This window comes from Donghicola tyrosinivorans (assembly GCF_003003355.1).
Lineage (GTDB): Bacteria > Pseudomonadota > Alphaproteobacteria > Rhodobacterales > Rhodobacteraceae > Donghicola > Donghicola tyrosinivorans.
This window is the reverse complement of the sequence record NZ_PVTQ01000017.1, coordinates 1-21,414: the sequence shown is the minus strand read 5'-3', so window position 1 is coordinate 21,414 and position 21,414 is coordinate 1. Positions and strand designations below refer to the sequence as shown.

Annotated in this window: 19 protein-coding genes; 7 read left to right on the top strand and 12 right to left on the bottom strand. The window is 58.2% G+C overall.

Features of this window, described 5'->3' with window-relative positions; translation table 11 throughout:
* The first annotated feature begins 6 nt into the window (after positions 1-6).
* On the top strand, positions 7-3,468 hold the full coding sequence (mfd, locus tag CLV74_RS18365) for a transcription-repair coupling factor (protein WP_106267712.1): 3,462 nt from the start codon (positions 7-9) through the stop codon (positions 3,466-3,468).
* A gap of 41 nt (positions 3,469-3,509) precedes the next feature.
* On the opposite strand, the gene CLV74_RS18360 is transcribed toward mfd, so the two are convergent.
* The 4 genes from CLV74_RS18360 to CLV74_RS18345 all read right to left on the bottom strand — a co-directional run bounded on the left by CLV74_RS18360 (position 3,510) and on the right by CLV74_RS18345 (position 7,796).
* Positions 3,510-4,283: a hypothetical protein gene (locus tag CLV74_RS18360; protein ID WP_106267710.1), complete on the bottom strand. Its 774-nt coding sequence runs from the start codon at positions 4,281-4,283 to the stop codon at positions 3,510-3,512.
* 133 nt (positions 4,284-4,416) lie between these two features.
* Entirely contained in the window at positions 4,417-5,640 is a 1,224-nt protein-coding gene (locus CLV74_RS18355) for a multidrug effflux MFS transporter (protein ID WP_106267708.1), read from the bottom strand.
* A gap of 2 nt (positions 5,641-5,642) precedes the next feature.
* Positions 5,643-6,272 carry a DsbA family oxidoreductase gene (locus CLV74_RS18350; RefSeq protein WP_106267706.1) on the bottom strand — a complete coding sequence of 210 codons (630 nt, stop codon included), beginning with the start codon at positions 6,270-6,272 and terminating at the stop codon, positions 5,643-5,645.
* A 9-nt stretch (positions 6,273-6,281) separates the two neighbouring features.
* A complete protein-coding gene (locus CLV74_RS18345; RefSeq protein WP_106267704.1) occupies positions 6,282-7,796 on the bottom strand; it encodes a class I adenylate-forming enzyme family protein in 1,515 nt (504 codons plus the stop codon).
* 64 nt (positions 7,797-7,860) lie between these two features.
* Between CLV74_RS18345 and CLV74_RS18340 the strand changes: the two genes are divergently transcribed.
* Positions 7,861-8,484: a helix-turn-helix domain-containing protein gene (locus CLV74_RS18340; protein ID WP_106267702.1), complete on the top strand. Its 624-nt coding sequence runs from the start codon at positions 7,861-7,863 to the stop codon at positions 8,482-8,484.
* 19 nt (positions 8,485-8,503) lie between these two features.
* On the opposite strand, the gene CLV74_RS18335 is transcribed toward CLV74_RS18340, so the two are convergent.
* The 3 genes from CLV74_RS18335 to CLV74_RS18325 form a co-directional block, all read right to left on the bottom strand.
* Positions 8,504-8,980, bottom strand: coding sequence for an arsenate reductase/protein-tyrosine-phosphatase family protein (locus CLV74_RS18335; protein WP_106267700.1), 477 nt, complete (start codon positions 8,978-8,980; stop codon positions 8,504-8,506).
* A gap of 64 nt (positions 8,981-9,044) precedes the next feature.
* Positions 9,045-9,161, bottom strand: a complete 117-nt coding sequence (locus tag CLV74_RS18330; protein WP_106267698.1) for an entericidin EcnA/B family protein — start codon at positions 9,159-9,161, stop codon at positions 9,045-9,047.
* 2 nt (positions 9,162-9,163) lie between these two features.
* A complete protein-coding gene (locus CLV74_RS18325) occupies positions 9,164-10,981 on the bottom strand; it encodes an extracellular solute-binding protein (protein ID WP_425430988.1) in 1,818 nt (605 codons plus the stop codon).
* A gap of 355 nt (positions 10,982-11,336) precedes the next feature.
* Here CLV74_RS18325 and CLV74_RS18320 point away from each other — a divergent pair, with 355 nt between their 5' ends.
* Both CLV74_RS18320 and CLV74_RS18315 read left to right on the top strand, forming a co-directional pair.
* Complete coding sequence (locus CLV74_RS18320; RefSeq protein WP_106267696.1) at positions 11,337-12,110, top strand: 3-hydroxybutyrate dehydrogenase; 774 nt, start codon at positions 11,337-11,339, stop codon at positions 12,108-12,110.
* 69 nt (positions 12,111-12,179) lie between these two features.
* A complete protein-coding gene (locus CLV74_RS18315; RefSeq protein WP_106267694.1) occupies positions 12,180-13,217 on the top strand; it encodes a patatin-like phospholipase family protein in 1,038 nt (345 codons plus the stop codon).
* Here the strand turns inward: CLV74_RS18315 and CLV74_RS18310 are convergent.
* The 4 genes from CLV74_RS18310 to CLV74_RS18295 all read right to left on the bottom strand — a co-directional run bounded on the left by CLV74_RS18310 (position 13,203) and on the right by CLV74_RS18295 (position 16,737).
* A complete protein-coding gene (locus CLV74_RS18310) occupies positions 13,203-13,949 on the bottom strand; it encodes a DUF502 domain-containing protein (RefSeq protein ID WP_106267692.1) in 747 nt (248 codons plus the stop codon). The two genes, CLV74_RS18315 and CLV74_RS18310, sit on opposite strands and share 15 nt — an antisense overlap.
* Before the next feature lie 92 nt (positions 13,950-14,041).
* Positions 14,042-14,947 (bottom strand): pseudouridine-5'-phosphate glycosidase, encoded by a 906-nt coding sequence (locus tag CLV74_RS18305; protein WP_106267690.1) that lies wholly within the window; start codon positions 14,945-14,947, stop codon positions 14,042-14,044.
* Positions 14,940-15,836, bottom strand: coding sequence for a PfkB family carbohydrate kinase (locus CLV74_RS18300; RefSeq protein WP_106267688.1), 897 nt, complete (start codon positions 15,834-15,836; stop codon positions 14,940-14,942). Before CLV74_RS18300 ends, CLV74_RS18305 begins: the two co-directional genes overlap by 8 nt.
* Positions 15,837-15,921: 85 nt before the next feature.
* Positions 15,922-16,737 (bottom strand): DUF4198 domain-containing protein, encoded by an 816-nt coding sequence (locus tag CLV74_RS18295; RefSeq protein WP_170108099.1) that lies wholly within the window; start codon positions 16,735-16,737, stop codon positions 15,922-15,924.
* Positions 16,738-16,753: 16 nt separating this feature from the next.
* Here CLV74_RS18295 and CLV74_RS18290 point away from each other — a divergent pair, with 16 nt between their 5' ends.
* The 3 genes from CLV74_RS18290 to tsf all read left to right on the top strand — a co-directional run bounded on the left by CLV74_RS18290 (position 16,754) and on the right by tsf (position 19,797).
* Positions 16,754-17,881 (top strand): HupE/UreJ family protein, encoded by a 1,128-nt coding sequence (locus CLV74_RS18290; RefSeq protein ID WP_245888602.1) that lies wholly within the window; start codon positions 16,754-16,756, stop codon positions 17,879-17,881.
* Positions 17,882-18,063: 182 nt separating this feature from the next.
* Positions 18,064-18,828 (top strand): 30S ribosomal protein S2, encoded by a 765-nt coding sequence (gene rpsB, locus CLV74_RS18285; protein WP_106267683.1) that lies wholly within the window; start codon positions 18,064-18,066, stop codon positions 18,826-18,828.
* 93 nt (positions 18,829-18,921) lie between these two features.
* Positions 18,922-19,797, top strand: a complete 876-nt coding sequence (gene tsf, locus CLV74_RS18280) for a translation elongation factor Ts (protein ID WP_106267681.1) — start codon at positions 18,922-18,924, stop codon at positions 19,795-19,797.
* A gap of 459 nt (positions 19,798-20,256) precedes the next feature.
* Here the strand turns inward: tsf and CLV74_RS18275 are convergent, their stop codons facing one another.
* Entirely contained in the window at positions 20,257-21,015 is a 759-nt protein-coding gene (locus CLV74_RS18275) for a LuxR family transcriptional regulator (protein ID WP_106267679.1), read from the bottom strand.
* Positions 21,016-21,414: the final 399 nt, after the last annotated feature.

Sequence of the window (21,414 nt, the reverse complement as noted above, 5' to 3'; positions counted from 1 at the left end):
GACGGTATGGCAGAGGCCAAACAGATCAAGATGGGCGGCGCGCCCGAGGGTTTTGACGCGCGGCTGATCCTGAACGAAGTGGAGAAATCCGGCACGCCCGTCCTGCATGTGGCCCGTGACGACAAAAGATTGGCCTCAATCCGCGACGCGCTGCGGTTCTTTGCGCCCGATATGCCGGTCTTTGTGTTTCCGGCTTGGGACTGTCTGCCATTTGATCGGGTCTCGCCGAATGCCGATATCTCGGCGGCGCGGATGTCGCTGCTGGCGGCGCTGATCCACCAGATGCCCGAGAAATTCATCGTCCTGACCACGTTGAACGCCGCAACCCAGCGGGTGCCAGCGAGGTCGGTTCTGCGTGAGGCGTCCTTTATCGCCATGGTGGGCGAGCGCGTGGATGAGGCCGCCCTGCGATCTTTCCTTGTGCGTATGGGCTTTGTTCAAAGCCCCACAGTCATGGAGCCCGGTGATTACGCCGTGCGCGGCGGGATTATCGATATCTTCCCGCCCGGCGATACCGGCCCTGTGCGTCTGGATTTCTTTGGCGATGTGCTGGATGGCATTCGTCGCTTTGATCCTGCGACCCAGCGCACCACGGACAAGCTGGACAGCATTGAGCTGGCCCCGGTGTCCGAGGTGATCCTTGACGATGCGGCGATCACTCGCTTCCGCCAGAATTACCGGATCGAATTCGGCGCGGCGGGCAGCGATGATGCGCTCTATGAGGCGGTCAGCGCAGGCCGTAAACAACAGGGGATGGAGCATTGGCTGCCGTTCTTCCACGAGCATCTGGAAACCCTGTTCGACTATCTGCCCAAGGCGACCATCACGCTGGATGAACAGATGGACGCCGCCCGACAAAGCCGCTGGGACGGGATCGCGGATCAGTATGAAACCCGCAAGATCGCTCAGCAAAACCGTAAAAAGGGCGATACGGTCTATAAGCCTTTGCCGCCCGAGCTGTTCTACCTGAATGACGCCGCATGGCAGGGTGTCACCGGCGATCATCGGCGTATCTCGTTCCATCCGCTTGCACAGGCCAGCGGGCCGGGTGTGGTGGATGCAGGCGCACGGATCGGCCGCAACTTCTCGCCCGAACGGCAACAGGAAAGTGTCAGCCTTTTCGGTGCTTTGGGCGATCATCTGAAGAAAAAACTTCAGGATGGTCCAGTGGTTCTGGCCAGCTATTCCGAAGGCGCGCGGGAACGGATGGCGGGCCTGATCGAGGACGAGGGCCTGTCAGAAACCATCCTGATCGCGGATGGCACACGCATCGGCAAACGCGGCCTGCATCTGGCGGTCTGGGGGTTGGAACACGGGTTCGAAGCGCCGTGGAATGGCGGCAAGCTGACTGTTATCTCGGAACAGGATATCTTGGGTGATCGCTTGATCCGCGCCCCCAAGAAACGCCGCAAGGCCGAGAATTTCCTGACCGAAGCCACATCCCTGTCACCGGGCGATCTGGTGGTTCATGTGGACCACGGGGTTGGCCGCTATCACGGTCTAGAGGTGATCACCGCCGCCGGTGCGGCCCACGAATGTATCCATCTGGAATACGCCGAATCCGCAAAGCTTTACCTGCCGGTCGAGAACATCGAGCTGCTCTCACGCTTTGGTCACGATGAGGGGCTGCTGGACCGTCTTGGGGGCGGTGCATGGCAGGCCAAGAAGGCCAAGCTGAAAGAGCGCATCCGCGAGATGGCGGACAAGCTGATCCGTGTGGCTGCCGAACGGGCATTGCGCAAAGGTCAGATGCTGGAGCCGCCGCCCCATGCGTGGGAAGAATTCTGCGCCCGCTTTCCCTATCAGGAAACCGACGATCAGTTGCGGGCCATCAACGATGTGCTGGACGATCTGACCAGCGGCACGCCGATGGATCGCCTTGTCTGCGGGGACGTGGGCTTTGGTAAAACCGAGGTCGCCATTCGCGCCGCCTTTGTCGCGGCCATGTCCGGTGTTCAGGTGGCGGTCATCGCCCCGACCACGCTGTTGGCCCGCCAGCACGCCAAGGAGTTCCAAGAGAGATTCCGTGGTTTCCCGTTAGAAGTCAGACAGTTGTCACGCTTTGTTTCCTCAAAGCAGGCCTCTGAAACCCGCAAGGGGATCGCAGATGGCACCGTTGATATTGTTATCGGGACGCACGCGGTTCTGGCCAAGAACATCAAGTTCGAACGCCTTGGCCTGCTGATCATCGACGAAGAACAGCACTTTGGCGTTGGGCACAAAGAGCGGCTCAAGCAGCTGCGCAGTGACATCCACGTGTTGACCCTGACCGCAACGCCGATCCCGCGGACCCTGCAACTGTCGCTGACAGGGGTGCGTGACCTCTCGATCATCTCGACACCGCCGGTAGACCGTCTGTCGATCCGCACCTATGTGTCCGAGTTCGATCCCGTCACAGCGCGTGAGGCGCTGCTGCGCGAACATTATCGCGGCGGACAAAGCTTTTACGTTGTGCCGCGCATCACCGATCTGCCCGAGATCGAAGAGTTCCTGAAAGAGCAGGTCCCCGAGGTCAGCTACATCGTCGCCCATGGCCAAATGGCAGCAGGCGAGCTGGATGACCGCATGAACGCCTTCTACGACGGCAAATATGACGTGCTGCTGGCGACAACGATTGTGGAATCCGGTCTGGATATTCCGACCGCCAACACGATGATCGTCCACCGCGCGGATATGTTCGGTCTGGCGCAGCTTTATCAGATACGTGGCCGCGTGGGCCGCTCGAAAACCCGCGCCTATGCCTATCTGACCACCAAACCGCGCGCCAAGCTGACCCCAGCTGCGGAAAAGCGTCTGCGCGTGTTGGGATCGCTGGATACCTTGGGGGCAGGCTTTACGCTGGCCAGTCAGGATCTGGACATTCGCGGCGCGGGCAACCTCTTGGGCGAAGAGCAGTCCGGCCAGATGCGCGACGTGGGCTATGAACTCTATCAAACCATGTTGGAAGAGGCGATCGCCAAGATCAAATCGGGCGAACTTGAGGGCCTGACCGATGACAGCGGGCAATGGGCGCCGCAGATCAATCTGGGCGTGCCGGTTCTGATCCCCGAAGAATATGTGCCCGATCTGGACGTGCGCCTTGGCCTTTATCGTCGTCTGTCAGAACTGACCACCAAGGTCGAACTGGAAGGCTTTGCGGCCGAGTTAATCGACCGTTTCGGCAAGTTGCCCAAAGAGGTGAACACGCTGCTCTTGATCGTGCGCATCAAAGCCATGTGCAAGAAGGCTGGCATCGCCAAGCTGGATGGTGGCCCCAAAGGCGCGACGATCCAGTTCCACAACGACAAATTCGCATCGCCTCAGGGCTTGGTCGAGTTCATTCAAGACCAGAAGGGCTTGGCCAAGATCAAGGACAACAAGATCGTCGTCCGCCGCGATTGGGCCAAGGACAGCGACAAGATCAAAGGCGCATTCGCCATTGCCCGCGATCTGGCCGAAAAGGTCGTGGAAGCCAAGAAAAAGGCCTGAGGCCAGACAAAAGCCGCCCCGATACCGGAGCGGCTTTTCCTTTATTTCTCATAGGGAAAGGCCCAGATGTACATCTGGGATGTCAGCGGGTTGTCTTTGTTGTTCTGGAACAAGACAGGTCGGCCTGTGATCGTATGGGCGTTCGCGCGCAGGTCATCCAGCCGTTCGCCACGCTGATTTGGGTTGACGCCAAGATCTGCGAAACTGGGACAGTTTTCGGCTACACCGGCCGGAACATCGGACTGAACCCACCCGATAACCCGATCGGTTGAATAGCCGCTGGTCTGGTAGAAGACTTCGCCATTCGCAGGATCATAGACGTAGCCATAGGTGAAATGGCCGTCTCGGAATTTCTTGGCATCTTCGCGGATGATCAGCCCCGCGCCGCCCACAGGCGTCGGTGCAACGATCCATTCAAGAGCATGCTCCCAATAGTAGCCCTTGCCGGTGTAGCTGCACGACACGGCGGTCCCATCCGCAAAAGCACGGGTTGCGGTCCAAAGGGCCTTACGCTGTCGCTGGGGACGCCAGAAGTAGACGCCATCCAACATCAACTGGCGCAACGCATCTGGCGCGAGGTTGGACATGGGGACCTTGCGGTAGGTTTTGTTATAACGCTTGTAAACCTTCTCCGGATCGCCGCGCATCTGAATGCCCGAAAGCTCGGCGGCGCGGGCCTGACGGGCTTGCTCCATATGCCACTCCGTCATGCCTTTGGGTTTCTTCGGCTCTTCGGGGATACCATCGCGTGCAACCCCCGATGAGGCCAATACACCCAACGCAACGGCGAGGACCCCTAGTTTCAGTGCCTTCATCGAAAACTCGCAACCTTATCAATAACCTGCATTGGTTTTATGAACCGAAGGTCTTGAAAACAAGTTACCCTAAAGACGCAAAAGCCCCGCCAAATCCAAGGCGGGGCTTTCATTATTGCAATAGCAGAGGCGCTTAAACCTGAACGCCTTCCTCATATCGGCGCGAGAACAGCATGATCAGGAAGGCCGAGCCCGAACAGACCGCAACGCCGATGATCAGCGGGAAGGGCGTGCCGTCATAGGCATAGCCCACAGGAACCGCGATGCTGACCGCCAGAATGGTCGAGATCGCCCCAATGATCGCTGCAGCAAAGCCCGCCACGTGGCCCAGAGGCTCCATCGCCAAGGTGTTGATGTTGCCGAACACCAAACCGATCATGAAGAAGCTGACGGCCATGTAAGCGATGAAAATGTAGAACTCGAACTCGGGGCGGATGACACCGGACCCAAGGATCGCCAGCGCGACAAGCGAGGCGATACATTGCGCCGCCAAGCCGCTGGTGGACAGCTTACGCATCCCCAAAGTCATCACGAGGCGCGAGTTGGTGAAGCTGGCCAGCGCTGCAAACCCTGCCACCAAGGCGAACCACAAGGTGAAGGTTGCGCCGCGATCATAGGTCTCGGTAAACAGTTGCGGTGCGGTCGAGAGGAAGGCGAACATCTGGCCGAAACCGAACGACAAGGCAGCGATATACAAGACCACCAGACGGTTGCCCAGTACCTCGCCCGTAGCATAGCGGATGGTCGCAAAAGTCAGGGGGCGCCGGTTCTCTTTCGGCAGGGTTTCGGGCTGACGCAACATCATCCAAGCGGCCGAGGCCACTGCGAAGACGACAAAGGCGATGAACACACCGCGCCAGCTAGAGAAGGCGATAATCACCGCCCCAAGCGACGGCGCCATCGCGGGGACCAGAATGAAGACAGTCATGACAAAGGACATGATCCGCGCCATTTCACGCCCGCGGTAAAGGTCACGCACCATGGCAAGGCTGACCACGCGGGGTCCCGCTGCGCCAATCCCCATGAGAAAGCGCGAGAACAGCAGGTGTTCGATATCCGTCGTCACCGTCGCATAGAGCGCCGAGATGACATAGATCACGATCCCCAGCAGCATCAGGTTCTTGCGGCCGAACATGTCCGACAGGGGACCCGCAAAGAACGTACCGATCCCCATGCCCATCATAAAGCTGGTGATGATCAGCTGCGCCTTGTTCACATCATCGGGCGTCAGCTCTTGCGCGATCTTGGGGATCGCGGGCAACATCGCATCGATCGAAAAGGCGATGGTGGCGAAGAGCATCGCCAACAACCCCACAAATTCCGGTAACTTCAAAGGTTTCGTGGGGCTGGCGAACATACTTAGGCTCCTACAAGTTCGTCGATCACCTTGGCCCAAAGCTCGGTCGGTTGCGCTCCGGGCACGGCATGTTGGCCAGCCACGACGAACGTCGGCACCGCCTGAACACCCATTTCACGGGCCATGGCGTCTTTTTTCATAATTTCGTCTTTGTCGGCGGAGCTGGCCAGCAGACGCATAATCACAGCAGCGTCCAGTCCGGCCCCGTCGGCGATATCGGCAAGCACTTCATGATCCGAGAGATCGCGACCTTCTTGGAAGTAGGCCTGAAACATTGCAGTTGCAACGGGGGTTTGCCTGCATTCGACCCCAGACCAGTGAATTAGTCTGTGCGCATCAAGCGTGTTGGGTGTGCGCGAAATCGCAGACAAATTCAGCTCAAGTCCTATTTCCTCAGCCTTTTCAGCGATTTGCCCGTAAACTTTTACGGCATTGTCCTTACCGCCGAACTTTGCCTCTAGATAGGCGCGACGGTCCATACCGCCCGCGGGCATCTCGGGGTTTAGCTGGAACGGCAGCCATTCCAGTTCAAACGGATGATCAGGCTTGGCCTCCAAAGCGCGGCTTAATTGGGTGTAACCGATGTAGCACCAAGGGCAGATCGGGTCCGAAAAGATGTTCAACTTTACCATGGGAGTCCTTCAACGGTCTTCGGGCAGTGCCAGCGCCTTGCGGCGCAGCTTGCCATTCGGATTGCGGGGCAGGCTGTCCAGCCGCACCCACAGGCGGGGTTGTTTATAGCGGGCCAGAATTTCTCCGGCGGCTGCGGTCAAAGCAGCTTCGTCCAGTTCTGTGTCGGCGACGTAAAAGGCCGCAATGACGCGCACGTCGGCTTTGATCTCGACATCGGTGACGGCGATTTCGTGGATCCCGTCCAGATGGGCCAATGCATGCTCGACCTCTAGAGGAGACACACGAAAGCCGCCCGCGTTCATCAGGTCATCGTCGCGGCCCAGATATGTGATTGCGCCGCTTTCATCCATCGTGCCTTGATCGCCGGTCAGGAACCAGTCGCCACGGAACTTGGCTTGGGTCTCCTCGGGCGCGTCCAGATAGCCCAGCATCAGACCCGGATCATGACGGTGAATGGCAATGGTGCCTTCGGTGCCAAGAGGCACGGGTTGACCGCTATCATCGACGATCGCCACACGGCGGCCCGGTTGCGGCAGCCCTAGCGTACCGGCGGGCGCGGGCGTCGCGGGACAGGAAGAGATAAACGTCGAAATCTCGGTCTGGCCATAAGCCTCATAAAGGCCGGTACCGGTGGTTTCCTGCCATTTGCTGCGCAGTGCCTCGGGCAGCTTTTCACCTGCGCAAAGGCCGTGACGCAACTTGGGCAACGACAGGGGCGTATCGCCCGTCAGCAGCTTGCGATAGACGCCCGGTGCGGCGGCCAGCAGAGTGGCGTCGTGCCGTTTGAGCAATAGGGGCAGGGCGCGGGGATCGGTGCCGTCCTGCGGGATCAGAGCGGTGGCCCCGCAAGCCCAAGGGTCCAGAAGACCGGTTCCCAGCGTAAAGGACCAGTTGAACGCGCCTGCGTGCAGCAGTCGGTCAGTGCTGTGCAGATCGTACCAACCACGCCACATCATCCGCCGCGCCCAAACAACGCGGTGGGCGTGGCGCACAGCGCGGGGCACGCCAGAAGTGCCGGAGGTGAAGATAATATAGGCCTCGCGGTCGGGATCCCCCAATACGGGCCGGACAGGGTCAAGATCCCGCATGGCGCGCAGATCATCCTGCGCGATGCTGCGCCAGTCGCCCGTGGGTGCGGGCACATCGGGCGCTTGCAGGACGGCTGCGGGCTGGATCACTTGGGCCAGCTTTTCCGCCTCAACCGCTGTCAATTGGCTTGAGGTCGGCACAGGCACCAGACCGGCGGCGATTGCGCCCAAAAAGGCCAGAGGGAAATCCACCGTATTACCTAGCCGGATCAGCACCCGATCGCCGGGCTTTAGACCTGCCTCAAGAAGACCCGCTCCGGTCCCAAGGGCAGCGGCCCGCAGCTTGCCAAAGCTCCAGCGTTCGGCGCCGGACAAAGCCAGCACCGCCAGAGCGATCTTGTCATCCGCCGCGCCCGAGCCATCAAGGACATAGGCGGCCAGATTGAATGGGGCGGGACAGGGCGGCGATGCCGGTGTATCAGAGATCGAAAGCATAGCATCGGCGTAAGCGGCGGCGGGCTATGTTGCAAGTCCTACAGGCTGGAATTACAGAGGTTTCATGACCCAAACCGACCCCAAGCACCTGATCCGCGTGGCCCGTGAAAGCGGCGAGGACGGGAATGTCATGCCCCTTGATCTTGGTGCCCGCGTGCGCGACCTGCGCAAAGAGCGGAACTGGACCATGGAACAGGCCGCACAACAGGCGGGGCTGGCCCGCTCGACCCTCTCGAAGATCGAGAACGGGCAGATGTCGCCCACCTATGATGCGCTGAAAAAGCTGGCCGTCGGCTTGGGCATTTCAGTGCCGCAGCTGTTCACGCCTCCGCAGCGCGAACAGATCAACGGACGCATGGTCACGACCCAGTCAGGGCAAGGCGCGGCGCATAACACCACCACCTATGAGCACGAGTTGCTGGCCGAAGGGCTGCGCAAGAAATCCATGCTGCCTTACCGCGCACGGATTCGCGCCCGCAAGATCGAAGAATTCGACGGTTGGGTGCGCCATGATGGCGAAGAGTTTCTGTATGTGCTGACGGGCACCATCCGCCTTTACACCGAGTTCTACGAGCCGGTGGAAATGAAGCGGGGGGACAGCGCCTATTACGATGCCACGATGGGTCACAACGTGGTTTCAACCAGCGCAGAGGATGCCACCATCCTGTGGGTGACATCCCTTCAATAAAAGCGCCTGAAAGGCGGTTTTAGACCACCTTGGCCAGACGCTTGAGAACCTGCTTCAGTTCGCCCTGATCCAGCGTTTCGGGGCCATGCTTTAGGAAGGCCGAGACGCGCTTTTGCAAGGTCGCATAGGTTGCCGCAATCGCCTGCGGCTGCGCGCCTTCGTCCAACGCCTTCACATCGTCGATCGGCCAAGTCACCTCGATCGGGCCACCGGCAAAGGTGGGGTGCTTGAGGGCGGCAGTGTCCGAATCCAGATAGATGGCCACATCCACTTCGGGCGCTTTAGGGCCCGAAAACTCTTCCCATGACTTCGGGTACAGATCATCGGCGTCGATATCATCGGCGCGCAGCAGATCAAGAGTATGGGGATGCGGAGCCTCGGCCGGCACAGGCGCGGCAGAGTAAGCTGTGATACGGCCGCGGCTCATGTCGTTGAGCAACGCTTCCAGCATCAGCGAACGGGCAGCATTGGCTGCCGATAGGACAAGGATATTCATGGGGGTCCCAGTTAAAACAATGACGGCACGCTACTGCGCGCCGTCACACAAAGCTACTGGAATTTTAGCGTGCCCAGCTTTGAACCGAGCGCGCCGCGCCGGAAAGGTCGTCTCCGACCCCTGCAACGGTGTTGCAGGCCGCAAGTGTCAGCACCACAGCGAGAGCGATGATGGGGCGCATGTTTACTTCTCCTCGTACCACCAGACGTCTGGCATGAATCCGATCCAGTCACCATAGATCGGCAAGTGCTGGGGATACTTCAGACGCGCGTCATGAGCAATCCAGCTTACATTCCACTGATAGATCGGAATGATATAGCGGCCAGCGGTCAGGATACGGTCAAGGGCACGGGTCGCGGCGACAAAATCCTCGTTGCTTTGGGCGGTCAGGATATTGCCGATCATGTCGTCCACAGCGGGGCTGTCGATGCCGATAATGTTATAGCTGCCTTCCTTATCCGCAGCCTCCGACCCCCAGTAGAGATACTGTTCGTTGCCCGGGCTCAGCGAGACACCACGACGGTAGTAGGTCATGCCATAGTCAAAGGCGTTCATACGCTCGGTATATTGGGCCTGATCGATGACGGTGATGGTCGGCGTGATGCCCAGACGCTCAAGGCTGGAGGCGAAGATGTCCATCATCGACTGCACCTCAGAGCTGCCCTGTGACAGGACAATCTCGAACGTCAGCGGCTCGCCCGCCGCATTCACGCGTTTGCCGTCCTGAATCGTCCAGCCGGCCTCTTCCAGCAGATCATTCGCTTTGCGCAGGTTGCCGCGATTGCGTTCGGTGCCGTCGCTGACAGGCAGGGCGTAGCCGTCAATCGCGCCAGCGGGTAGGGCGTCTGCGTAGGGTGTCAGATATTCCAGCACGCGGCCTTCTGCAGGGCCATTGTCCATTCCCAGAACCGAGTTCGAGAAGAACGAGGTGATCCGCTCTTGCTTGCCGCCGGTCATGGTCTGGTTGATGAATTCAAAGTTGAACGCATGCATCATCGCATCGCGAACGCGGATATCGTCAAAGGGTGCTTTGCGGGTGTTCATGGCAAAGCCGGTGATCCCCGAGGGACGCTGGTGCGGGATTTCCGACTTCATTACGCGACCTTCTTGCACCGCGGGGAAGTTGAACTGCGTGTCCCACTTTTCCGCATTGCTTTCGCGATACCCGTTCAGTTCGCCCGCCTTGAAGGCCTCGAACATGACCGAGGCGTCGCCATAGAACTCCATCCGGATTTCGTCGATGTTGTTGGTGCCCTTGCGTACCGGCACATTCGCGCCCCAGTAGTCAGGATTACGCTTCAGGCGCACGTAGCGGCCCGCCTCATAGCTGTCGATCATGTAAGGGGCAGTAGAGATCGGAATGACACTCAGGCCCGCCTCTGCGAAAGAAATGCCGTCAAACTGCGCCTTCTTCAGAACGGGGCGCATCCCCACCAGCAGTGCCAGTTCGGGATCGTCCACGTTGAAGGTGAATTTCAGGCTCCGCTCGCCGGTTTTTTCCATGCTGGCGATCTTGGACCAGATGCCCGCGTATCGGGGATGCCCTTCAGTCGCCAAAGTCTCATAGGACCACATCACATCCTCAACCGTGACCGGCGATCCGTCCGAGAATTTTGCCTCTTGTCGCAGGGTAAATTCCACCCATTCGCGATTTGGGCCCACATCAATCGATTCGGCCAAGAGCCCATATAGGCCAAAAGGTTCGTCCCAATTGCGTTCCATCAGGCTTTCATAGGCAAGGAACCGCAGCTGCCAAGGGACATTTCCCTTTGCCTGATGGGGGTTTAGGCTGTCAAAGCTGCCCACTTCACCCATTGCAACAACGCCGCCTGTCGGGGCATCGGGATTTGCATATGGCAAATGGGTGAAATCGGCGGGCAAAGCGGGTTCGCCGTACATGGCGATGCCATGGGCGGGCTCTGCAAAGCTGAAAACAGGAAGTGCTGAGATGATGCCTGTCAGGGTGACTGCCTGCGCCAACTGCCTTATTTTTATTGCCACGATGGGGACTCCTCGCAAAGGAATAGATTCAATCTTCTGTGAATCCTATCCACCGAGCCCCGTGTTTTCAAACTTTTAGCTTGGATGCCGGCGCTGAGTTGCTTATATAAGAGGTACTGCTCGATAGGTTTCTTGCCTGTATGAAACCTGCCTCAATGACTTGCGCCAGCTTCGTGCTGGCGCTTTTTTTTGGCCAGTTCCCTTTGCAAGTTCTTCATTCCACCTCATTTTTCCGCGAGGGGCGGGAAAATGCCGGAACCACTTTCCCCCGCCGCGAATTGCGATTTTGATAGGAATCGATTCTGCATCTGCAGCGTGCCGCTGCGACCGCAAGTTTACTCAAGGGGACTGCACGATGACTTTAAAGGGAAAAACCGCTGTTGTGACTGGATCTAACTCGGGGATCGGGTTGGGCGTTGCGCGCGAATTGGCGAAAGCCGGTGCCGATGTGGTACTGAATTCCTTTACCGATACGGCCGAAGATCACAAGCTTGCCGCCGACATGTCGGCGGAATTTGGCGTAACCGTCCGTTACATCAAAGCCGACATGTCCAAGCCGGACGAGTGCCGCGCGCTGATCGAACAGGCCGAATCATGCGATATTCTGGTGAACAATGCGGGCATCCAGTTCGTGAAGGGAATCGACGAATTCCCCACCGAAAAGTGGGATGCGATCATCGCAATCAACCTCAGCTCGGCATTTCACACCACCGCAGCGGCGCTGCCCAAGATGCGCGCCGCCGGTTGGGGCCGCATCGTGAACATCGCGTCGGCCCATGGCCTGACCGCCAGCCCCTTTAAATCGGCCTATGTGGCGGCGAAACACGGTGTTGTGGGTCTGACCAAGGTAACCGCCCTTGAGACCGCCCAAGAGCCGATCACCTGCAACGCCATTTGTCCTGGTTACGTTCTGACCCCGCTGGTCGAGGCGCAAATCCCCGACACCATGGAAAAATACAACATGAGCCGTGAGGACGTGATCAAGAACGTCATGCTGGAGCGCCAGCCCTCGAAGGAATTCGCCACCGTTGAGGAACTGGGCGGCACGGCGGTCTTCCTTTGCTCGGACGCGGCAAAGCAGATCACTGGCACCACGATCAGCGTTGATGGCGGCTGGACCGCACTTTAAGCCTTGTAACAGGACGCGCTGTTTGGGCGCGTCCTGATATTTCCAAACAACACATAGGATTGGTGCACCATGGCCACCAAACGCATTAACCTTGCCTTGCAAGGGGGCGGCGCTCACGGGGCGTATACATGGGGGGTACTTGATCGGCTTCTGGATGAGGAGGATCTGGAAATCGATGCAATCGCGGGAACATCTGCTGGGGCGCTGAATGCGGCAGCCTATAAGTCGGGGTTCGTACGCAACGGGCGGGCAGGCGCGCGCGAGACGCTGGATTGGCTGTGGCATGAGGTCGGGATGACCAAGGACCTGCGCATTCCTTACTGGATGAGCCTGTTTCTTCCCACACCAGCACAGATGTCTCAGGCCATTGAACTGAGCCTGCCGTATATGATGTCAGACGCCTTATCGCGCATGACTACGCCTTACGCATGGGGCCCGTTCTATCGAAACCCACTGGCGCATATCGTTGAACAATTGGACTTTGGCAACGTCTGCGAACATGCCAGCCCACAACTGCACATCTGCGCCACGAATGTCCGCACCGGCAAGGTGAAAGTCTTTAGCGGGGATGAGTTGAGTTGCGACGTCATCCTAGCCTCGGCCTGTTTGCCAACCATGTTCCAAGCGGTCGAGATCGCAGACCCTGAGACCGGCAAGCTAGAGGCTTACTGGGACGGTGGTTACACCGGAAATCCGGCGCTATTTCCGTTGTTTGAGAAAGACTTGCCGGACGACATTGTCATCGTGAACATTAACCCGCTTGAGCGAGAAGACGTTCCGAAGACCGCGCAGGAAATCCAGAACCGCGTGAATGAGATCAGCTTTAACGCCTCGCTTCTGCGAGAGTTGCGGGCGATTTCATTTGTGAAGCGGCTGATTGATGCGGGATCAATCCAGCAAGGGGCGATGAAGGATGTGAATGTTCATATGATCGCCGATGATGATCTGATGAACAAACTGTCTGTCGCCACCAAGCTGGTGCCAACCCCTTACATCCTGCAAACCCTTAAAGAGGCTGGACAAAAAGCGGCTGACCAATTCCTTGCGGATCACAAGAAAGACCTGAACGAACGGTCAACCGTCGATCTGGTCTCAATGTTTTCCTGAAGCGGTCAGCTTTTGGGCCACGTCGGTGACGGGGTTCACATTCGGCAATCTCTCGGGCGGGTATACAAGACCGGCCGAGATCACCAATTTGGCAGCTTCTTCGATGGCCATGTCCAGCTCGACCACTTCGGAGGCAGCAAAGAACAGCAAAAAGCCCGAGGTGGGGTTCGGCGTGGTAGGAACAAAGACACTGATCAGGTCTTCCATCGTGTCGCTGCGACGGACGATTTCGCCCTTTGCCTCGGTCGAGATAAAGCCGATCGCCCAGATGCCCTTGCGCGGGTACTGAACCAGACATGCCTTTTCAAAGCTGCGTTCGGACTGGGCAAACACGGTTTCCGCTAGCTGCTTCACGCCTGAATAGATCGAGCGTACAACCGGCATCCGGTCCACCTGACGTTCGCCCCAGCGGATAAACGAGCGCCCAATCAGACCCTTCGCGATCCAACCAATAAGGATGGTAAATAGCAGGAAGAAAATGACCCCGAAGCCACGGATATCAATCGGGGATTCTACGCCGAAGTAGCGCATGAACAGCTCTTCGGGGTGATAGGCGCGCGGCACGAAGGGCATGACAAAGCTGTCTACCCAACCGACAACGGTCCACACCAGCCACGCGGTCAGGCCCAGAGGCGCGATCACAACGACGCCGGTAAAGAAATTCCCGCGCAGTCGCGCAAAAAGGCCCGGTTTATGAACCGGATGCGAATTGTCGTCAAAAGGCGTCGTCATGCCGATCCATTTCCCCCGCGGAACCACTTGGAACTTATGAAGTCCTTGGCTGCACTACAACGGGGGTAGAGAAGGTTTTGTGAAATTTTGCATCAATTGCACAATGCCTTCGCAATTTTCGTCGCAACGACCGCGTTGTTCAGAACCAAAGCGATATTGGTTTCCAACGAACGCCCCTCGGTCAACTCAAAGATCCGTTGCAGCAGGAAGGGGGTCACGCCCTTGCCGCTGACGCCTTGCTGCTCGGCCTCGGCCAAGGCTTGGGTGATGATCGGAGTGATCGATTCCGACGAAATTTCAAACTCTTGCGGGACGGGGTTAGCGATCAACTGGCCGCCGGGCAGGCCCATCGCGCCGCGCAGACGGAAAGCCTTGGCAATATCTTCCGCCGTATCCATCCGCAGCGGCGCGGCCATCCCGCTAGAGCGGGACCAGAAGGCGGGGAAATCGTCCTGACCAAAAGCGATGACCGGCACGCCAAAGGTTTCCAGCACCTCCAAGGTCTTGGGCAGGTCCAAAATGGCCTTGGCGCCCGCTGCAACCACGTTGACGGGGGTCTCGGATAGCTCGCGCAGGTCGGCAGAGATATCAAAGCTTTCTTCCGCGCCCCGATGGACACCGCCGATTCCACCTGTAGCAAATACCTCGATCCCCGCAAGGCGGGCCGCGATCATGGTGGCCGCCACAGTGGTTGCACCGGTGCCGCCGGTGGCGATGCAGGCGGCGAAATCCGCGCGGGACAGTTTGGCCACGTTCTTGGCCTGTCCCAGTTTGTCCAGTTGCGCATCGGTCAGGCCAGCATGCAGCACGCCGTCCAGCACGGCCATCGTGGCGGGGACTGCACCGCCGTCACGGATGGTCTGCTCCACACGGCGGGCGGTCTCAACGTTTTGCGGATAGGGCATCCCGTGGGTGATGATGGTGCTTTCCAGCGCCACGATGGGCTGTTTTTTCTCTTTCGCGGCAGCGACTTCGGGGGCGTAGGTGATGTCAATCATAAGGAGTCTCTCCGGAAACATGTGCAGCGGCGGCAGTCAGGGCGGCGCTGAGGGCTGCGTCGCGCGATGCGCCGCGATATTCGGCTGCAATATGAGCCGCCATAAAGGTATCGCCCGCGCCAGTGACACGGGTCACCAGCACCTCGGGCGGGGTTTGGACAAGGATTCCGTCTTTGGTGCCATCGGCAGTGGGGCGGCCACCGTCTGTCACAACGGCGCGGAACGCACCGCGATCCAAAAGGCCACGGGCGGCGGCCTCGGCACTATCATAACTGGCGCTACACAGCAGGCTGGCCTCTTCGAGGTTCACGTAGAGCGTTGCCCGACCTTGCTCCAGAAACGGGATCAGGCGCTGCGCCTTACCGGGTGAAGCGGGAGCGACCCGCAGGTCCGCCTTGGCAAAGGCTGGTGATGCGGCGATCTGGGTGAGCAACTCAACGGTAAGGTTACCGTCCAAAGCGATCAGCCCCTCATAGGGCGCAGAGGCGCTGCCAAGGGGGCCGTCCAGCAAGGCGGTGAGGATCTTGTCTCCGGCCTCTTCCAGTGAATGGGCGTCAGCGATGGCTGCGATCAGACCATTACCGCCCTCGACCGCCATGTAACGATCCGTGGGCAGGTCTTTAGACAGGTAGATATGGTCACAGGCCATACCCATGCGCTGACATTGGGCTAGCAGTTCCTGCCCCTCGGGGTCCAGCCCCATGGCAGTCAGCAGAGCAGGGTGCATACCCTGACGGCGCAAGGTGATGGCGATGTTCATGGCAACGCCGCCCGGAATGCGGATGATCCGCCCCGGCACATCGCTGCCCTGACGCATATGGCTGGCCGAACGCCCGATGATGTCCCACAGGACCGAGCCGATGCAAAGGATGTTGGGTGAAGTGGTCATGGGGGCCTCATGCCTCAAAGCGGCGGCGGGCCGCAAGCCACCTTTGGCAGAGGCCGACCTGACGTCAATACTTCATCGGGATGGGTCAACGGGCAGGCACAAAGAAGGTCAGCGCCGCCCATAGGCTTTCCCACACTATCGGGGTTTTTCCGTCAGGGGATGGATCGGCCGGTTCGCGCATGACAACCCCATCAAAGAGGTAAGTCTGATTGGGCAGGACAGGGATCGCGGCAATCCCATCTGCATCCGTCCGGAACGTATTGATCGACACGGTGTCATCGGGCGCACGGGCGAAAACCTCGACCTGAGCATCGGCTCGCGGCTGGCCTTGATAGAACAACTGCACGTGCATTGTGCCATCAAAGTCTGACGCGTAAGGGTTTGTAAGCGCGACAAACTCTGTCTCCATGCCGGTGGCCGTATCAGCGCCCGTGCCATCTCCGACCGCAACCAGCGCCTTGGCGTAACGGATGTAACCTTCCGCAAAGCCCGTCTCTGGCAGGCCGCGCGCCTTGTGCACTTCCAGAACCTCAGGAAACCCCTTGTGCGTCACGAAATTTTCGAACTTCGAGGCATCCTGATAGGTGATCCGGTTGAGGGTGGATTGATAGACCAGTACGGCCAGCCCATCTTGCAGCCCTGTCAACTGCACCGCCGGAATATCCCCCATCCGGCCCGCAATCGCGGCAGTCTGACCGTCCTGAATCACATCCATGCGCACCTGTTTCGCGGGCATGTAAGCCAGACGAAATCCCGAAAATGCCTCGCCATTGCGTAAGTCGGCCCGTAGGGTGCCCGCCGAAGAAACTTGATACTGCTGCGGTTCAAGCCATGTCTCATGGCTAAAGCCAATCGATGGCAGCAAGAAAAGGGAGAGGGCAAGCAGGATGGAGCGCGGCATAATTGGGTGGTCCCGTATGATGATCGTAATCAGGGTGTGGCTTGCAGCGCTGGTGTCAAGTGTTCTGCTTGTCCCGCATGCGCAGGCCCATGAGGTCACGCCGACCATCACGGACTTTTCCGTCGTGGACGGCAGCCTCTCTGTGACCATGCGCGCCAATGTCGAAGCGTTTCTGGCCGGAATCGATCTTGAGGGGCTGGAGGACACCAATGCATCAGCGCAGGTGGATACATATGACCGGCTACGGGCCTTGGAACCGGATGCTTTGACGCAGGATGTCACCACCTACTGGCCCCAGATGGCTGGCGACCTACAGTTAGAGACCGATCAAGGACCGGTCACCGCGATCCTGAGTGGTGTCGAGGTTGAACCCCAACCCGATCTGGAATTGCCCCGTGTGACCGTCCTGACGCTTCAGGCTGATCTGCCGGCCAATGCGTCCACTCTGACAATCGGCTGGCCCGCAAACTATGGCGCGATGATCGTCCGGCAGAACGGGGTCGAGGATCCTTACACAGCCTATCTGGCCGCTGGCACCAGCACCGATCCGGTTGCCATCACTGGCGGCTACAGCTTGGGCGCGGCCGAGACCTTTTTGACCTATATTCCCGTGGGCTTTGACCACATTCTGCCCAAAGGCTTGGATCACATCTTGTTTGTGCTGGGTCTTTTCTTTCTGTCGACACAGCTAAAGCCACTGCTGTGGCAGATTTCGGCTTTCACACTGGCCCATACGGTCACGCTGGCGCTTGGAGCACTGGGGCTGGTTGCTGTGCCCGGCGCGATCGTCGAGCCGCTGATAGCCGCCTCGATCACCTTTGTCGCGGTCGAGAATATCCTCACCCGCGGCCTTAGCCCGTGGCGGCCAGTGGTGGTCTTTGTCTTTGGTCTGCTGCACGGTCTTGGATTTGCCTCGGTTTTGGGAGAATTCGGCTTGCCGCAATCCCAATTCGTTCCCGCGCTGATCGGCTTTAATGTGGGTGTCGAGATCGGACAGCTGACTGTCATCGCGCTGGCGTTTCTTGCGGTCGGTTTCTGGTTCGGGGATAAACCTTGGTACCGCAAGGCGATCTCTGTTCCGGCCAGTCTGGTGATCGGCGCAATCGGCGCTTATTGGTTCGTGGAACGGGCTTTCGGGCTTTAATCCTTGTATCTTGCGCAAAAATGCGGGCAGGGGGTTGCCATACCCCCCATTTGCCAGTAATGGCACGCCCACGAAACCGCTGGCTGGGTTTGGGCCTACGGGGGAGAAATCCCTGTACGTCCGCCGGTTGAAGCATCCGCTTCTCACCCCAGCCGAGGCATGAAACCGGAAAGGATAAAGACATGGCTCTTCCTGAGTTCTCCATGCGCCAGCTGCTGGAAGCAGGCGTTCACTTTGGTCACCAGACGCAGCGTTGGAACCCCCGTATGGGCGAGTTCATCTACGGCTCGCGCAACGGCATCCACATCCTCGACCTGACCCAGACCGTCCCCATGCTGGACGCTGCTCTGAAGGTTGTTCGTGACACCGTTGCAAAAGGTGGCCGCGTTCTGTTCGTTGGCACCAAGCGTCAGGCAGCTCAGCCCGTCGCAGAAGCCGCTGAAAAGTGCGCACAGTACTACATGAACCACCGCTGGCTGGGTGGCACTCTGACCAACTGGAAAACTGTTTCGCAGTCGATCCAGCGTCTGAAGAACATCGACGAAGCCATGGAAGGCGGCGCCGAGGGTCTGACCAAGAAAGAGCGCCTGCAGATGGAACGCGAGCAGACCAAACTGCAAGCTTCTCTGGGCGGCATCCGCGAGATGGGCGGCGTTCCTGATCTGCTGTTCGTCATCGACGTGAAAAAAGAAGCCCTGGCCATTCTGGAAGCGAAAAAGCTGGGTATCCCGGTTGTTGCTGTCGTTGACACCAACTGCAACCCCGAAGGCGTTGACTACATCATCCCCGGCAACGACGACGCAGCACGTGCGATCGCTCTGTACACCGACCTGGTGTCGCGCGCCGCTCTGGACGGCATGACAGCTCAGCTGGGTGCCGCAGGCGTTGACCTGGGCGAGCTGGAAGCTGGTCTGGAAGAAGAAGTCGTCGCCGAAGGCGCCGAATAATCTTCGCTTCAAAAAAATGATACGGGCGCGGGGTACTTCCGCGCCCAAGCCCATTCCCGGGCTCGTAGACAAGACATTTGAGAGGAGCCAACCATGGCGATCACTGCAGCACAGGTTAAAGAACTGCGCGAGATGACCGGCGCAGGCATGATGGATGCCAAAAAAGCCCTGACCGAAAACAACGGCGACATGGAAGCAGCAATCGACTGGCTGCGCACCAAAGGCCTGGCGAAAGCCGCCAAGAAATCGGGCCGTACCGCTGCGGAAGGTCTGGTTGCTGTGAAGGTTGAAGGCGGCAAAGGTGTTGCTGTCGAAATCAACTCGGAAACCGACTTCGTTGCGAAGAACGCTGAATTCCAGACCATGGTTAGCGATATCGCTGGCGCGGCACTGAACGCAGCTGATCTGGACGCGCTGAAAGCAGCCGAAATCAACGGCAAAGCCGTTGAAACCATGATCACCGACAAAATCGCCACCATCGGCGAAAACATGACCCTGCGCCGGATGGCGTCGGTCGAAGCAGAAAACGTTGTGTCCTACGTCCACAACGCAGCTGCAGACGGCATGGGCAAAATCGGTGTTCTGGTTGCCATGAACGGCGGCGACGAAGCATTCGGCCGTCAGGTTGCAATGCACATCGCAGCAGCAAACCCCCAGTCGCTGTCGGCAGCTGACCTGGACCCCGCAATCGTCGAAAAAGAGCGTCAGGTTCAGATCGACATCGCACGTGAGTCGGGCAAGCCCGAAGCCGTGATCGAAAAGATGATCGAAGGCCGTATGGCCAAGTTCCTGGGCGAAGTGACCCTGCTGGGTCAGGCGTTCGTTGTGAACCCCGATCTGACCGTTGAAGCAGCTGCAAAAGAAGCTGGCGCAACCATCGTCGCTTACGTCCGCATGGAAGTTGGCGAAGGCATCGAGAAAGTCGAAGAAGACTTCGCTGCTGAAGTTGCGAAAGTTGCCAAGGGCTAATTCGCTCGGCACGCTAAACGATTTAAGGGACGCTTCGGCGTCCCTTTTTTATTGGGGTTTTCGGATATTTTGACCGCAGCCACAGGCGGGCAGGGCGCGCCTACGGGTACGCTGTAGTGCTTGATTCCTGCGCAGTTTTCCCGATGATTGGGCAAAAAAAGAGGCGCCGGAACTAGTCCGACGCCTGTAAGAAAATCATGCCTCGAGGGATGGGGATACGAAGCATAAAGTGTCGGTTTGTGCGCAGAATATTTCACCCAAACCGACGGGTCTGACGACCACCCTCAAGAAAGAGCACCTAAATACCAGTGTTTTCTTTCGGCGTTCCCTGGCCAAAGCCACCACTCACGGAACATGTGTTTTATGCCACCTTTCCGTGAGGTTCGGTAAGTATGGTATTCCGTACCTCGGCCGCTTTTCTCAACTTAAGTCATTGAAAATTAATGACGAAAAAGATCATCACCCTTCGACGATAAACATCTGGTTTTGAAACGCTGCCTTCAAAACAGCCTGCGCTGTTGTCTCGACATTCAGCGATTCACGGGCCAGCCGCAGATGTTTTTCAACCGTAGCTGGTGTAAGCCCCATTAATACCGCGATATCTTGGGTTGTCTTACCGTCTCCGACCCATTGCAGCGCTTCGCGCTGACGTTTTGTCAGGCCGCGTGTGGGCGGCGCATAGGGCAGGGAGGTGATCTTCAGGTGGGCAACGTTATTGGCAAGGATGATGTCGCGCCCATGGGCCTCCCAGATGACGTCTACATCGTCCTGGGACAGCCCGCGACGTCCGGTCAAAGCGATCGCGCCCTTGGAACGTGCTGACACGGATTTGAAAGAGATCGTGTAACCTGCAACCACATCCATCTTCTGGTTGAACTCGACCACACGCTTTTCATTGGCGGTCAACGCGTCTGTCGCAATCAGTTCATGCATAAAGCGCCAGCTGCACGCGCCTTCGTTCTCCAGGGCCCATTTCACCATCGGCGCATGGAAGTAATTGCCACCGTTGATAAAGGCCTCGATGTATTCCTTATCGTGGGTCGAGAGGATCAGGAAATCGTTCGGATCCCCAAGCGATGTCTCGCTGCGGTAATGGGTGAACCCGTAGATGAGGCGGTCAAACCCATATTCCGCCATCCGTTCGCTATGCATCGCCCAGAGCGCCTCTAGGGTTTTTGCGTCCGTAAGATCTTCAAGGTAAGACGAAAGCTGCTTCATAGCGCCACCAGTTTCCCATCGACTATACACTCATAAAACCAGCACACTTTGAAAATGTCCTAATTCAGGCACTGTGCAGTGCGCACATGCCGCTTTGTAGTTCACACCAAAATCCGCTTAACTGCCCGCTGAAAAAGGTAATGCGAGCACATACTACATACTTATTTTTCACGTCCGGTAGCAAGAACACACGATTACGAGAGCCTCTTTTTTCTATCGAGCCAATACTTTAGTCGTATAACTAACGCCGCAGTCGCAATTTATATTACATAATACCAATTATAAGTGTTGTCCGTGTAGCGCCGGCACATTCTAATCTGCGTTGCGACACACTCTCTATCTTGCTGAAAAGCAAGGAGACCGGACATGGCCCACACAGAACTGGATTTACATGAAAGA